The following is a 13,165-nucleotide window of genomic DNA, read 5'->3' as shown; positions in this document are numbered from 1 at the left end:
GGAGTACGAACTCCCCGGGCCCCTTCGTGTACGCGTCGCGCCGGACCGGCTGGGATCAGCCGAGCGGCAGGGTGTTGACGGGGAGCTTGCCGGTGGGCAGGCCGTTGCCCAGGGACTCGGTCGGCAGTCCGTTCTCGGTGACGGACGTGGCCGCGTCGCCGAGGACCTGACCGGCGCCGCCGGCGGCCTCGCCGGCCGCCCGCTGCGCGACGGGGGTCGCCGACTTGGCGACGCCGCCGAGGGTTTCGCCGGCCGCCGGGACGGAGGTGCGCACCGTCTCGGCGCCGACCTCGCCCGCGATGCCGGTCGCCTGCCGGGCGCCGCTGTCCAGCGTGTCACCGAGGGCGGCGCCGTCCAGCTGGGAAACGCTGCCGAGGTCGGCGGTCTGGGGGAGGGCTGCTGCGCTGGCGGAGCCGGCCGCACCGACCACGGGGGCTGCGCCCGCCGCGATAAGCAGCGCGGCACGGGCGATCCGACGGGTCAGGGGGAGGGACATGGTGCTCCTTTGACGGGAGAGGAAATTGTCGTGTCCAGCGATCGGACGCTGTGACAACTCCTCGAAGGGCACCTGAGGTTGCGGTGTACAAGAGTAAAGAATTGGTAATGCGTCGCATTATCCGCTACGGATAAAAACGGTCAAAGGATCCTCGGTGCGGAGACCTGGCGAACCGTCACTTCGCCTTATTGGCAAGGGATTTGGCGCCGAACGAGTGAACCGGCCGGTGGGCCCGTGCCATGCCGACCGGATATGCCGCGACTACTCCGTTCGGGCTACCGCGACGACTACTGCGCGATACGCATTCGAACGTCGTTTCCGGCGGATTTCTCCGGGCCGGATTCGCCTTCGCTCTTGCGCCAGCCCTCGTCGGACTTCGCCACGCTCCACACCCGGTCTCCTACGGAGACCTCGGCGATCCGCAGATCGGCGGAGTGCGCCACCGCCCAGTGGGCCAGTTCCCAACCGCGGGTCCCGTCCGAGGAGTTGACCGGTACCGCGACTTCCGCCGAGCCCTTGGCCACGGCCTGTCCGCCCGCCGGTTCGTCCGCCGGTTCGCCCGCCGCGCCGTCGTTCGCCGACGTGTCGGCGGCGTCGGTGCCCGGCAGTACCTCGGGCCCGAAGGCGTGCGTCAGGGCCGCCCGCACCTTCGCCGGATCGCCCGCCTCGCCGTCGCTCCCGCCCATACAGGTGAGGGTCGCCGCGGCCCTGCCGGTGAGCGCGGCGGACAGCAGCGTGGCGTCCGGCTCGTGCTTCGCGTACGCCTGCGGGAAACCGCTGCGCTGGACCCGCTGCGCCGCCTCCGTAAGAGGCAGCCGCGAGTAGCCGGGCACCTCGGCGAGCTTCGTGTAGAACTTCCCCGCCGAGTACACGGGGTCGAGGATCTGCTCGACCGTGCCCCAGCCCTTCGACGGGCGCTGCTGGAAGAGGCCGACGGAGTCCCGGTCGCCGTAGTCGATGTTGCGCAGCGCCGACTCCTGGAGCGCGGTGGCCAGGGCGATCGTGACGGCACGCTCGGGCATGCCGCGGGTGGTGCCGACCGCGGAGATCGTGGCGGCGTTCGCCGCCTGCTCCGGGCTCATCTCGTACGTGGGGACGTCGCCGTCCGACGACTCGGCGGCCCGCGCGACGCAGCGCGGCGGGCCGCTCTCGCCGGGGGCGAACCGCACGACGAGGTAGCCGGCCAGCGCGAGGAGCACGGTGAACGCGGCCGCGACCCGCAGGAATCGGCCGCGACGGGGAGGGGAGGCGGTCTCGGACACGCGCCCACCGTACCGGCCCCACCGGTCGGCCAGGACCGGTCCGCCCGCCCCCTGCCGCCACCGGCCGGCACCGGCCACGTCGTAGGGTCTGGCCATGCCCGAAACGAAGCCTGGAACCACGCTGGACCTCACGCTGGACGCCCCGGAGCTCACCGCCCGGCTCGTCGACATCCCGTCCGTCAGCGGCACCGAGAAGCCCCTCGCCGACGCCGTCGAGGAGGCGCTGCGCGCCCTGCCGCACCTCACCGTCGAGCGGTACGGCAACAACGTCGTGGCGCGTACGGATCTCGGACGGGCCGAGCGGGTCATCCTGGCCGGGCACATCGACACCGTGCCGATCGCCGACAACGTGCCCTCCAGGCTGGACGCGGACGGCATCCTGTGGGGCTGCGGCACCACCGACATGAAGTCGGGCGTCGCCGTCCAACTGCGTATCGCCGCGACCGTCCCGGCCCCCAACCGCGACCTCACGTTCGTCTTCTACGACAACGAGGAGGTCGCCGCCGACCTCAACGGCCTGGGGCACGTGGCGGCCGCCCGCCCCGACCTCCTGGAGGCGGACTTCGCCGTCCTGCTCGAACCCTCCGACGCGCAGGTCGAGGGCGGCTGCCAGGGGACGCTGCGGATCCACCTCCGTACGGAGGGAGAGCGGGCGCACTCGGCGCGCAGCTGGATGGGATCCAACGCCATCCACGCCGCGGCGCCGATCCTGGCCCGCCTCGCCGCGTACGAACCCCGCCGCCCGGTGATCGACGGACTGGAGTACCGGGAGGGGCTGAACGCCGTGGCGATCGAGGGAGGCGTGGCGAACAACGTCATCCCCGACGCGTGCACCGTGGTGGTCAACTACCGCTACGCGCCGGACCGCGGCGAGGAGGAGGCGGTGGCGCACGTGCGCGCCGTGTTCGCCGACTGCGGCGTCCGTGAGTTCGTCGTGGACGATCACTCGGGCGCGGCCCTGCCGGGCCTCTCGCACCCCGCCGCCGCCGCGTTCATGGCGGCCGTGGGCGGCACCGCGCAGCCCAAGTTCGGCTGGACGGACGTCTCGCGCTTCGGCGCGCTCGGGGTGCCCGCGGTCAACTACGGCCCGGGGGACGCGTTGCTGGCGCACAAGCGCGACGAGCACGTGGCCGTGGAGCGGATCACGCACTGCGAGAACCGGCTGCGGGAGTGGCTGACCTCCTGAAGAGGCGCAGGCGGGGCGGTCGCCGCGGCGGGGGAGCCGGACCGACCGCCGGAATTTCGCCGTTTGTCACCTCCATGGATCTACGCTGGCCGGGAACTGGCACAGCAGCGGAGGGAGCAGTCCATGGGCAGTCCTGAGGAAGCACGGAAGCCGGACACGCAGCGTCTCGGGCCGGTGCTGCGTCGCCGGGACCAGGTGCAGGCCGGCACCACCGACCAGCGGCTGCTGGACACCGAGGGTGACTCCGAGTGGGTGCACACCGACCCCTGGCGGGTCATGCGGATCCAGTCGGAGTTCGTGGAGGGCTTCGGCGCACTCGCCGAACTGCCCAGCGCCATCAGCGTCTTCGGCTCGGCCCGTACTCCCGTCGACTCACCGGACTACGAGTCGGGCGTACGCATCGGCCGGGCACTGGTCGAGGCCGGATTCGCGGTGATCACCGGCGGTGGCCCCGGCGCGATGGAAGCGGCGAACAAGGGTGCGCGGGAGGCGAAGGGCGTCTCCGTCGGCCTCGGTATCGAGCTGCCCTTCGAACAGGGGCTCAACCCGCACGTCGACATCGGTGTGAACTTCCGGTACTTCTTCGTCCGGAAAACGATGTTTGTGAAATATGCCCAGGGTTTCGTCGTGCTGCCCGGCGGCCTCGGCACGCTGGACGAACTGTTCGAGGCGCTCACGCTGGTCCAGACACGCAAGGTGACCAGGTTCCCCATCGTCCTCTTCGGGACGCGGTACTGGTCCGGCCTCATCGACTGGCTGCGGGACACGGTCGTGGCACAGGGCAAGGCGTCCGAGAAGGACCTGCTGCTGTTCCACGTCACGGACGACGTGGACGAGGCGGTGGCGCTGGTGACCAAGGAGACCGGCAAGTAGCGGCGTCGGCGGCGGCCTCCTCCCCAGGAGGCCGCGGCTCAGGCCAGTCCCCGGCGGGCCACCGCCGGGGGCCGGTGGCCCGCGATGGACGCCACCATGTCCAGCACCTGCTTCGTCTCGGCCACCTCGTGCACCCGATAGACCCGCGCGCCGAGCCACGCCGAGACGGCGGTCGTCGCGAGCGTGCCGATCACCCGCTCCTTCACCGGCCTGTCGAGGGTCTCGCCCACGAAGTCCTTGTTGGACAGCGACACGAGCACCGGCCAGCCGGTCTCCGCCAGCTCGCCCAGCCTGCGGGTCGCCTCCAGCGAATGCCGGGTGTTCTTCCCGAAGTCGTGCCCCGGATCGATCATGATCCCGTCCCTGCGCACGCCCAGTTCCACGGCCCGCTCGGCCAGTCCGAGCGTCACCCGGAGAATGTCCGCGACCACGTCGTCGTACGCGATCCGGTGCGGCCGGGTCCGGGGCTCGGCCCCGCCCGCGTGCGTGCAGACGAGCCCGGCGCCGTACCGCGCGGCGACCTCGGCGAGCGCCGGATCCACCCCGCCCCAGGCGTCGTTGAGCACATCGGCGCCCACCTCGCAGACCGCCTCGCCGACCTCGTGCCGCCAGGTGTCGACGCTGATCACCACGTCCGGGTACCGCCTGCGGACCTCGGCGACGAAACCGACCGTGCGACGCGCCTCCTCCTCCGCCGTCACCTCGTCGCCGGGCCCCGCCTTCACACCGCCGATGTCGATGATGGCGGCGCCCTCGGACACCGCCCGCTCCACCCGGTCGAGGGCCGGCTGGTCGTGGAAGGTCGCGCCCTGGTCGTAGAACGAGTCCGGGGTCCGGTTGACGATGGCCATGATCACCGGCTCGTACGCGTCGAACTCCCGCCGCCCCAGCCGCAGAGTGCCGCTGCTCATCCCCTGGTCACCGCCCGTTTCCGCCATCCATGCCGTCGCCAGCGACCTTAACTGTCGGTCCCGCATGGCACGATCGGGATCGGACGTTTCCTGCCCCGGGGAGAAGCTCGTGTTCTTGTTCTTGCTCATCGCGATGGTTGTGGTGGTCACCGCCGTCACGCTCGCGGTGGTCGGCGGCGGCGACCGCGAGGTGCTGCCCGAGTCCGCGCCCGAACAGTTCGTGGACCCGCTGCCCACGACACGCCCGGTCGGCCGCGCCGACATAGAGGCCCTGCGGCTGCCGGTCGGCGCCCGCGGCTATCGGATGGCGGACGTGGACGAGGTGCTGGCCAGGCTCGGCGCCGAGCTGGCGGAGCGTGACTCCCGGATCGCCGAGCTGGAGTCCAGCCTGGCGGGCGCCCAGGCGACGGCCGTCGGCCGGCCCGACCTCTTCAAGAACCCGGGCGAGGAGGACCAGCGGTGACCGACGGTGGAGCGGTGGCGGGACCGGACGGCGAGCTGCGCTGTCCCTGGGGCCTGTCGACCGAGGACTACGTCACGTACCACGACGAGGAGTGGGGCCGCCCGGTCCACGGCGACGACGCGCTCTTCGAGCGGCTGTGCCTGGAGGCGTTCCAGTCCGGCCTCTCCTGGATCACGATCCTGCGCCGCCGCGAGGGCTTCCGCCGGGCTTTCGCCGGATTCCGCATCCCGGCCGTCGCCGCCTTCACCGACGCGGATGCCGCCCGGCTGCTGACCGACGAGGGCATCATCCGCAACCGCGCCAAGATCGACGCCACGCTCGCCAACGCGCGCGAGCTGGCCGGCTGGTCCGCCGGCGAGCTGGACAGCCTCATCTGGTCGTACGCCCCGGACCCGGCGACGCGCCCGGTGCCGAAGACGATCGGGGACGTCCCGGCCGTCACCGACGAATCCACCGCGCTGGCGAAGGCGCTCAAGAAGCGCGGCATCCGATTCGTCGGTCCCACGACGGCGTACGCGCTGATGCAGGCGTGCGGACTGGTCGACGACCACCTGGCCGGGTGCCTGGTCCGCGGACAGCTCACCGAGACCTGAGCGGCTGCCCCGACAGCGGCGTCAGCGTCCCACGTAGCGGGGCTTCGCCTTGTCGAGGAAAGCCTGGACCGCGATGCCGTGGTCCTGCGACGCGCCCGCCCGGTTCTGGAGTTCGCCCTCCTTCTCCAGCGTCTCGGCCAGCGAATGGCCGGCGCCGTACGCCAGGGACTCCTTCAGCGCCGCGTACGCCAGCGTGGGGCCCTCCGCGAGGGTGCGCGCGACCGACGCCGCCTCCGCCGCGAGATCGGCCGCGGGGACCAGCTTGTTGACGATCCCCAGCTCATGGGCCGACTCCGCCGTGATCGACCGGGGGAACATCAGCAGGTCGGCCGCCCTGCTCTGCCCGATCAGCCGGGGCAGCGTCCACGACACGCCGGAGTCGGCCGTCAGTGCCACGCCCGCGAACGAGGTGTTGAAGGAGGCGGTGTCGGCGACGACGCGGTAGTCGCAGGCGAGCGCGAAGCCGAGCCCCGCCCCGGCGGCGACCCCGTTGACCCCGGCCACGACCGGCTTCGGCATCTCGGTCAGGGCCCGCACGATGGGGTTGTAGTGCTCCCGCACGGTGCTCATCGTCCCGCCGCTGCCGTCGGCCGCGTCGGCCGCCAGCAGCGAGACATGCTCCTTCAGGTCCTGCCCCACGCAGAAGGCCCGCCCGGTGGCGGTGAGGAGTACGGCCCGTACGGCGGAGTCGGCCTCGGCGGTGCGCAGCGCGTCCCGCAGGGCGACCTTGGCCGCGATGTTCAGCGCGTTCATGGCCTCGGGCCGATTGATCGTGACGGTCGCGAGCCCGTCGCTCACCTCGTACAGCACCGTGTCGGCCATGATCGGATCTCCTCTGCGACTCTGACTGCCTGTCCCGCTGTCCTGTCCGGCCCCAGCATGGCGGAGATCACCGCAGGTCGACATGTGACCTGCGTCAAACAATTCCGGCCCGTAGAGCCGTGAACAGCGGCGAAGTATCGCAGGCGGATCGCCGAATTGAGTCGTTTTGAGAGAGCGCGTTGCGCAAGCGATGCCGTCCGATGTTGGTCATCGGGTCCCGCCATGCGGGATAATGGCCTGGAAGCAATGTGTTCGATGCCGGTGACACAGCGCCTGTCATGGGGCCGCCGGCTGCGATGAGCTGGTTTCAGGAAGGGGAACGAGCATGGCGGCCATGAAGCCGCGGACGGGCGACGGCCCGCTCGAGGTGACCAAGGAGGGGCGGGGCATCGTCATGCGCGTTCCGCTCGAAGGCGGCGGTCGGCTGGTCGTCGAGCTGACCCCCGACGAGGCGGATGCGCTGGGTGACGCCCTGAAGAAGGTCGTCGGCTGACGCGGACAGAACGCGCACTCTCGTGCTGCCCCGTCGCGGACATCTCCGTGCCGGGGCAGCTTTATGCCGTTCTCCGCCCGACGGAATCCAAAGACACGGCCTAGCGGCGTACGGCGCAGAGCAGCCCGTCGCCCACCGGCAGCAGCGACGGCAGCAGCTCGTCCTGCATCTCCCGGACCGTACGCAGCAGCTCACGCAGCCGCAGCACCTCGTGGGGCTGGGCCGCCGAATCGACCGTACGGCCGTCGGCGAAGACGCCCTCGAAGCACACCAGCCCCCCTGGTCGCAGCAGGCGCAACGATTCAGCGAGATAGTCCAGGCACTCCAGCCGGTCACCGTCGCAGAAGACGAGGTCGTAGCCGCCGTCGGCGAGCCGGGGCAGTACGTCGCGGGCCCGGCCGGGGATGAAGCGCGCGCGATTGTTGGTGAAGCCGGCCGCGCGGAACGCCTCACGGGCGAACTGCTGCCGCTCCGGCTCCGTGTCGACCGTGGTCAGTACGCCGTCGGGCCGCATCCCGTTCAGGAGATAGATCCCGGAGACCCCGGTACCCGTGCCGATCTCCGCGACCGCCTTGGCGTCCGCCGTGGCGGCAAGCAGACGAAGCGCGGCGCCCGTGCCCGGTGACACCGAGCGGAGCCCCATGTCCCGAGCCCTGTCGCGGGCCCAGCGCAGTGCCTCGTCCTCGGCGACAAAAGCGTCGGCGAACGCCCAGCTTGTCTGCCGGTTGGCGGTAATGACCCTCTCCTGTCCCCGTAGTTGGCGCACCGGTGACTGTATCCGCTGCACGCGGGAACCCGCTGATGGGACCGGGCGTTATGAAGGCGTGGGGGAACACATGGATGAAGACCTGGGACCAGGCGCAAATTCAGGCAAAGATTCTTATCCGGAGCTAACGGGCGAGGTGGCTATGGTAGGTGCTCCGCTGGACACCACCAGAGTCGATAGGGGAGGTGCGGCTGCGCCTGCGGATCGGGGAGGAGCGTTCAAGCGCTTTCTCAGGTCGGCCGGTGAGCCGAAATCCGTGACCAACTTCGCTGACCGTTCTCGCTCGACCGACTCCGCAGTTACGGCGACCTTCGCATCGGATGCGGAATCGCAGGCGTGGACGCCTCCCAGCTGGGAGGAGATCGTCAGCACGCACAGCGCCCGCGTGTACCGCCTGGCCTACCGTCTCACGGGCAACCAGCACGACGCCGAGGATCTGACCCAGGAAGTCTTCGTCCGGGTCTTCAGGTCCCTGTCGACGTACACGCCCGGCACGTTCGAGGGCTGGCTGCACCGCATCACCACCAACCTCTTCCTGGACATGGTCCGTCGCAAGCAGCGGATCCGCTTCGACGCGCTCGGTGACGACGCGGCGGAGCGCCTGCCCAGCCGTGAGCCCTCACCGCAGCAGGTCTTCCACGACACCCACTTCGACGCGGACGTGCAGCAGGCGCTGGACACCCTCGCGCCCGAATTCCGGGCCGCGGTCGTCCTGTGCGACATCGAAGGACTCTCGTACGAGGAAATCGCCGCCACACTCGGCGTGAAGCTCGGCACGGTGCGCAGCCGGATCCACCGAGGCCGTTCGCACCTGCGCAAGGCCCTCTCGCACCGTTCTCCCGAGGCTCGGGCCGAGCAGCGCACGTTCGCGAGCGTGGCCGGGGAGGGCGGACTCGCGTGAGTGGCACAGGACCGACCCCCGCGGAGCAGCACCTGGGGGACCGGCTCGCCGCCCTGGTGGACGGGGAGCTCGGTCACGACGCCCGGGAGCGTGTGCTGGCACACCTCGCGACCTGCGCCAAGTGCAAGGCGGAGGCCGACGCACAGCGCAGGCTGAAGAGCGCGTTCGCACAGTCGGCGCCCCCGCCGCTGTCCGAGGGCTTTCTCGCCCGGCTCCAGGGACTGCCCGGCGGACCCACCGAGGACGACGAGGACAAGACCCCCGGGCCGTTCGACGGCACGGCCCTCAGCAACGGTGTCTTCGGCGTCCGGAGCGACGCGTTCGGCTACCGCCCGGCGGGACCCCACGCCTCCCCCCTGCGTGGCGGCTCCGGCCCCGACGGGGGCTTCAGGATCCACGACGTCGGGCGCGCCGAGGCCGAGCGCTCGCCATGGCGCGGCCGGCGGTTCGCCTTCGCCGCCGCGAGCGCGGTGTCGTTCGCCGCGATGGCCCTCGGCGCACTGCCCATGGGCGCCACGGTCGACACGGCCGCGCGCGGGGCAGGCGCGGGCATCACACCGCTGACCAGGGCCACCACCACACCTCCCGGCAGCGGGACGCGGAGCAGGCAGGGCGGCGAGCGGGGCGGCATCGTTCCGCAGACGCTCGACAGCGCGCCGGTGCTCGCTCCCGGCACGATGCGGGCGCCGTTCACCCCTCACCCGTTCCAGTCGGCGGTTCTCAACCACTTCCCCGCGGCGCCCCTGATACGTCCCACGGGCACGGCGTTCCAGCTGGCGGCGAGCCCAGGACTGACCACCCCCACGGCCACGCCCGACCCGACCCACCTCGCCGCGCCCACCCAGCCCGGCGTGCCGCTTTCGCAGCGTCGGTGACAGGGTCCCTGCGCGGACATTCGTAAACCTGGTTGAATCCCTGCACGGGTGCCCTTGTCGGGGCACGGACGAGGCAGGTGCGGGGAGAGCATGGACGACGGCAAGCCCACCGGACCCAAGGCCAAATGGTGGAGCCGCCCGGCATCGGGACGCGCGATACCGCGGGAGCCCGACGTACCGGAGCACCGGAACACAGAGGAGACGACGGAACTGTCGCCGGTCACTGACGCAGTCCCCCCGAATCCCGACCGCGCGGCGGTCACCGAACCGCTTGCACCGGCCGGCGCGGCCGACCCGGTCGACAGCGTCCCGGAGCGTGTGTCCGAGCCGGACCCGGACCCCGAGGACCATCTCCTCGCCCCGCCCGAGCGCGCTCCCTCAGCGGTGAGCGCGTCGGCGGCAACGGGAACGGGCGCCACGGGCGCGGACAGCACAGAGGCGGGGACCGCCACGGGCACGCAGAGCAGGCCGCAGCCGCTGCACGAGCCCGACCCCTACAGCACCCCGCCCTACGGCGGCCCCGGGCCCTGGGCGCCCGCACCGCCCGTACAGCGCCCCGTGCCCACCCCGGCGCAGGGCACGCCCATCCCGCCGCAGCACTACACCGGCCAGGCGGTCCCGGGCCAGGTGGGACCCGCGCCGGTGCCCCAGCCGACGTCCGGCTACGGCGTCCCGCCGCAGGCTGCCCAGCAGCCCATGGCGGGCCCGCCGCTGCCCCCTCCGCAGCCGCAGCCTCTCCCGCACCCGCAGACGGGTACCCAGCAGCTTCCCCCGCCCCAGGGCCCGCACCCGCAGCAGCCCCAGCCCACCCAGTGGCTCCAGTACGACCCCTGGAGCACCCCCGGACAGCAGCAGACGCTGTCGTACCCCGACCCCGGCGAGCCCCGGAAGAAGCGCCGGGGCATCGGCCTCGTGGGCGCCCTGGCGCTCGCGCTCTGCATCGCCGTCATCGGCGGTGGCGTCGGCGCGTACATCGAGCGCAACGGCGGCCTCACCAGCGTCGAACTGCCCCAGGCGGGCAACGACGGCGGGGGCCGCCCGGCCGACAGCGTCGCCGGGATCGCCTCCAGCGCCCTGCCGAGCGTCGTCACCCTCCATGTCAGCGGCGGCGGTGAGCAGGGCACCGGCACCGGCTTCGTCCTGGACCGCACGGGCCACATCCTGACGAACAACCATGTGGTCGACCCCGCCGGCGAGTCCGGCGACATCTCGATCACCTTCAGCGGCGGCGAGACCGCCAAGGCGAAGCTCGTCGGCAAGGACAGCGGCTACGACCTCGCCGTCGTGAAGGTCACCGGAGTCTCCGGACTCAAGCCGCTGCCGCTCGGCAATTCCGACAACGTCCAGGTCGGCGACCCGGTCGTGGCGATCGGCGCGCCCTTCGACCTCCAGAACACGGTCACGGCGGGCATCATCAGCGCCAAGGAGCGCCCGATCACCGCCGGCGGCGAGAAGGGCGACGGCAGCGACATCAGCTATGTCGACGCCCTGCAGACCGACGCCCCGATCAACCCGGGCAACTCCGGTGGCCCGCTGGTGAATTCGAAGGCGCAGGTCATCGGCATCAACAGCGCGATCCGCGGCGCCGACGGCGGCGGTACGCCGGACGGCGCGCAGGCCGGTTCCATCGGACTCGGCTTCGCGATACCGATCAACCAGGGCAAGCGCGTCGCCGAAGAGCTGATCAACACGGGCAAGGCGTCGCACCCCGTGATCGGTGTCACGCTCGACATGGAGTACACGGGCGACGGCGCCAAGGTCGGCGCGAAGAGCGCCGACGGCGGACCGTCGGTCGAGGAGGACGGCCCGGCCGCGAAGGCGGGCATCAGGACCGGCGACATCATCACCGAGGTGGACGGCCAGCGGGTGCACAGCGGCGAGGAGCTGATCGTGAAGATCCGTTCGCACCGCCCAGGTGACGAGTTGGAGCTGACACTGACCCGCGGAGGTAAAGAGCGGACCATGACTCTGGTCCTCGGCAGCGCGGAAGGCAGGTGAGTGTCGAATGAAGGTACCGTCCGGCCAGGTCTGCCGGGTACCGTGGAGCGGCCCGGGCCTCGACCCATCACAGGCCAGGCCGACAAGGTCTCGCCTGCGGGCACGGAGAACACAAGGAGCAGCTAGGTGTTCAATGACATAGGCGCGCTTGAGCTGGTGACGCTCGTGATTCTCGCCGTGCTCGTCTTCGGCCCGGACAAGCTGCCCAAGGTCATCCAGGACGTTTCCCGTTTCATCCGGAAGGTGCGCGAGTTCTCCGACAACGCCAAGGAGGACATCCGTTCCGAGCTGGGACCGGAGTTCAAGGACTTCGACTTCGAGGACCTCAACCCCAAGAAATTCGTCCGAAAGCAGCTGTCGGAGCACGAGGACGACCTGGGGCTGAAGGACATCCGCAGCAGCTTCAACCTCAAGAAGGAAATCAACGACGTCGCGGACTCGGTCCACGGCAGGGGCGGCGACACCGCCGGGGCCGACAGCGGCGCGGTTGACGCCCCGGCGACGAGCCTCACGAAGAGCCCGTCCGGCACCTCTGACCTGCTCAAGAAGCCCGAACAGCCCCAACAGGCCGATCGCCCGCCTTTCGACGCGGACGCCACCTAGGAGGTGTCGTGCCGGGCTCGCGGTCCCCGGCACGACAAGACACCCCCTGAAGCCCGCCCTGCCCGGCCAGCCGGTAACGGGTGGCTATCCTCCATCTGTCCGGTAGTGAGACGTCCGTGAGGGCGGGCCGCTCCGGACTCCGAGATAGAGGAGGCGGTCCGGACAGATGGAGACGACAAGTCGGGTAGGGGCCCAAGGCGCGGCCGGCACGGCGGACGGGGCATCGGGTGCCCGGCGTACGGTCGAGGGCTATCTGCGGGCCACCTTCCCCTGGTACGGACTGGACGACGCGTTCACCGGTCCCAGATGGCTCATGCAGGTGGGCACGGCGGCGGACGGCACCGTCCAGCACGGTTCGACGGGGCACGGCGAGGAGCCGTCGATAAGACCGGACGCGTCAGGCGCGGAGAAGGAGCGCTTCGCGGCGGTCGTCACGGTCGCCGCGAGCCCCGTACGGCGCAGCGGTGACGGCACGGGCGTCCTCGACGCCACGACGGTGTCCTCGGCGGCCTGGCTGGCCGGCTCGGCGCTGCTGGTGTCGACCTGGCCCGCGCAGCTCGACCACACGCTGCGCGACGACTGGCTGGACCAGCAGACCGAGACGGCCTTCGAACTGGCCGACGATCTGAACGGCCCCGCCTGGTCGGTGCTCTCGCTCCCCGTGGACGGTGTCCCGACCCCGTTCCACTATCGCGAATCCGAATTCGGCTGGGTGCTCGCGGGCTCGACGGGCACCACCGACCCGGCCGAGGACGGGGACGGGGCCGGAGCCGCGGGCGGGGTGCACATCGGTGCGTACGGTCGCGGCATGAGCGCGTACGGCCTCGGCTTCTCGGTGATCGAGGACATCAACGCGTACGTCCCCGAGTAGCCGAGGGACGCCGTCCGGAGCACACAGGTAAGGGGCGCCCGCCAATGGCGGG

Annotated in this window: 15 protein-coding genes; 10 read left to right on the top strand and 5 right to left on the bottom strand. The window is 71.3% G+C overall.

Translation table 11 applies throughout. The features are described 5' to 3' along the window. Positions 1 to 55: 55 nt before the first annotated feature. Both ACFUN8_RS34205 and ACFUN8_RS34200 read right to left on the bottom strand, forming a co-directional pair. Entirely contained in the window at positions 56 to 496 is a 441-nt protein-coding gene (locus ACFUN8_RS34205) for an ATP-binding protein (protein ID WP_382571825.1), read from the bottom strand. 287 nt (positions 497 to 783) lie between these two features. Further along, positions 784 to 1,758 (bottom strand): hypothetical protein, encoded by a 975-nt coding sequence (locus ACFUN8_RS34200; protein ID WP_383646446.1) that lies wholly within the window; start codon positions 1,756 to 1,758, stop codon positions 784 to 786. A 94-nt stretch (positions 1,759 to 1,852) separates the two neighbouring features. Between ACFUN8_RS34200 and dapE the strand changes: the two genes are divergently transcribed. Continuing rightward, positions 1,853 to 2,944 (top strand): succinyl-diaminopimelate desuccinylase, encoded by a 1,092-nt coding sequence (gene dapE / locus ACFUN8_RS34195; protein ID WP_383646443.1) that lies wholly within the window; start codon positions 1,853 to 1,855, stop codon positions 2,942 to 2,944. Between the two features lie 123 nt (positions 2,945 to 3,067). Continuing rightward, entirely contained in the window at positions 3,068 to 3,817 is a 750-nt protein-coding gene (locus ACFUN8_RS34190; RefSeq protein ID WP_382571820.1) for a TIGR00730 family Rossman fold protein, read from the top strand. A gap of 38 nt (positions 3,818 to 3,855) precedes the next feature. Here ACFUN8_RS34190 and folP read toward each other — a convergent pair whose 3' ends face one another. Continuing rightward, a complete protein-coding gene (gene folP, locus ACFUN8_RS34185) occupies positions 3,856 to 4,728 on the bottom strand; it encodes a dihydropteroate synthase (RefSeq protein WP_383646440.1) in 873 nt (290 codons plus the stop codon). A 64-nt stretch (positions 4,729 to 4,792) separates the two neighbouring features. On the opposite strand from folP, the gene ACFUN8_RS34180 reads away from it, so the two are divergent. Together ACFUN8_RS34180 and ACFUN8_RS34175 are read left to right on the top strand one after the other, a co-directional pair. Continuing rightward, a complete protein-coding gene (locus ACFUN8_RS34180) occupies positions 4,793 to 5,191 on the top strand; it encodes a hypothetical protein (protein ID WP_383646437.1) in 399 nt (132 codons plus the stop codon). Further along, a complete protein-coding gene (locus ACFUN8_RS34175) occupies positions 5,188 to 5,784 on the top strand; it encodes a DNA-3-methyladenine glycosylase I (RefSeq protein WP_383646434.1) in 597 nt (198 codons plus the stop codon). The genes ACFUN8_RS34180 and ACFUN8_RS34175 overlap by 4 nt, the downstream gene beginning before the upstream one ends. Before the next feature lie 21 nt (positions 5,785 to 5,805). On the opposite strand, the gene ACFUN8_RS34170 is transcribed toward ACFUN8_RS34175, so the two are convergent. Next, a complete protein-coding gene (locus ACFUN8_RS34170; protein WP_383646431.1) occupies positions 5,806 to 6,606 on the bottom strand; it encodes an enoyl-CoA hydratase/isomerase family protein in 801 nt (266 codons plus the stop codon). A 325-nt stretch (positions 6,607 to 6,931) separates the two neighbouring features. Here ACFUN8_RS34170 and ACFUN8_RS34165 point away from each other — a divergent pair, with 325 nt between their 5' ends. Then, a complete protein-coding gene (locus ACFUN8_RS34165; RefSeq protein ID WP_003966491.1) occupies positions 6,932 to 7,099 on the top strand; it encodes a DUF3117 domain-containing protein in 168 nt (55 codons plus the stop codon). Between the two features lie 100 nt (positions 7,100 to 7,199). Here ACFUN8_RS34165 and ACFUN8_RS34160 read toward each other — a convergent pair whose 3' ends face one another. Beyond that, entirely contained in the window at positions 7,200 to 7,865 is a 666-nt protein-coding gene (locus tag ACFUN8_RS34160) for an O-methyltransferase (protein ID WP_078075229.1), read from the bottom strand. A gap of 142 nt (positions 7,866 to 8,007) precedes the next feature. Here ACFUN8_RS34160 and sigE point away from each other — a divergent pair, with 142 nt between their 5' ends. The 5 genes from sigE (at position 8,008) to ACFUN8_RS34135 (ending at position 13,113) form a co-directional block, all read left to right on the top strand. Then, on the top strand, positions 8,008 to 8,766 hold the full coding sequence (gene sigE / locus ACFUN8_RS34155) for an RNA polymerase sigma factor SigE (RefSeq protein WP_171908355.1): 759 nt from the start codon (positions 8,008 to 8,010) through the stop codon (positions 8,764 to 8,766). After that, on the top strand, positions 8,763 to 9,641 hold the full coding sequence (locus tag ACFUN8_RS34150) for an anti-sigma factor family protein (RefSeq protein ID WP_383646428.1): 879 nt from the start codon (positions 8,763 to 8,765) through the stop codon (positions 9,639 to 9,641). The genes sigE and ACFUN8_RS34150 overlap by 4 nt, the downstream gene beginning before the upstream one ends. A gap of 90 nt (positions 9,642 to 9,731) precedes the next feature. Next, on the top strand, positions 9,732 to 11,639 hold the full coding sequence (locus ACFUN8_RS34145; protein WP_383646426.1) for a trypsin-like peptidase domain-containing protein: 1,908 nt from the start codon (positions 9,732 to 9,734) through the stop codon (positions 11,637 to 11,639). Positions 11,640 to 11,765: 126 nt separating this feature from the next. Further along, positions 11,766 to 12,242, top strand: coding sequence for a sec-independent translocase (locus tag ACFUN8_RS34140; protein WP_383646423.1), 477 nt, complete (start codon positions 11,766 to 11,768; stop codon positions 12,240 to 12,242). Positions 12,243 to 12,408: 166 nt separating this feature from the next. Next, positions 12,409 to 13,113, top strand: a complete 705-nt coding sequence (locus ACFUN8_RS34135) for a hypothetical protein (RefSeq protein ID WP_383646420.1) — start codon at positions 12,409 to 12,411, stop codon at positions 13,111 to 13,113. Positions 13,114 to 13,165: the final 52 nt, after the last annotated feature.

The organism is Streptomyces sp. NPDC057307, from assembly GCF_042667665.1.
In the GTDB taxonomy this organism is placed as follows: Bacteria; Actinomycetota; Actinomycetes; order Streptomycetales; family Streptomycetaceae; genus Streptomyces.
The sequence above is the reverse complement of the archived record's forward strand: the minus strand, read 5'-3'. Positions and strand labels throughout refer to the sequence as shown.

Bases quoted from the DNA above. Each gene is read 5' to 3' on its own strand.
- ACFUN8_RS34145 (WP_383646426.1), top strand. From the start codon at position 9,732: ATGGACGACGGCAAGCCCACCGGACCCAAGGCCAAATGGTGGAGCCGC.
- ACFUN8_RS34180 (WP_383646437.1), top strand. From the start codon at position 4,793: ATGGCACGATCGGGATCGGACGTTTCCTGCCCCGGGGAGAAGCTCGTG.
- folP (WP_383646440.1), bottom strand. From the start codon at position 4,728: ATGAGCAGCGGCACTCTGCGGCTGGGGCGGCGGGAGTTCGACGCGTAC.
- ACFUN8_RS34190 (WP_382571820.1), top strand. From the start codon at position 3,068: ATGGGCAGTCCTGAGGAAGCACGGAAGCCGGACACGCAGCGTCTCGGG.
- ACFUN8_RS34205 (WP_382571825.1), bottom strand. From the start codon at position 496: ATGTCCCTCCCCCTGACCCGTCGGATCGCCCGTGCCGCGCTGCTTATC.
- ACFUN8_RS34165 (WP_003966491.1), top strand. From the start codon at position 6,932: ATGGCGGCCATGAAGCCGCGGACGGGCGACGGCCCGCTCGAGGTGACC.
- ACFUN8_RS34135 (WP_383646420.1), top strand. From the start codon at position 12,409: ATGGAGACGACAAGTCGGGTAGGGGCCCAAGGCGCGGCCGGCACGGCG.
- sigE (WP_171908355.1), top strand. From the start codon at position 8,008: ATGGTAGGTGCTCCGCTGGACACCACCAGAGTCGATAGGGGAGGTGCG.
- dapE (WP_383646443.1), top strand. From the start codon at position 1,853: ATGCCCGAAACGAAGCCTGGAACCACGCTGGACCTCACGCTGGACGCC.
- ACFUN8_RS34170 (WP_383646431.1), bottom strand. From the start codon at position 6,606: ATGGCCGACACGGTGCTGTACGAGGTGAGCGACGGGCTCGCGACCGTC.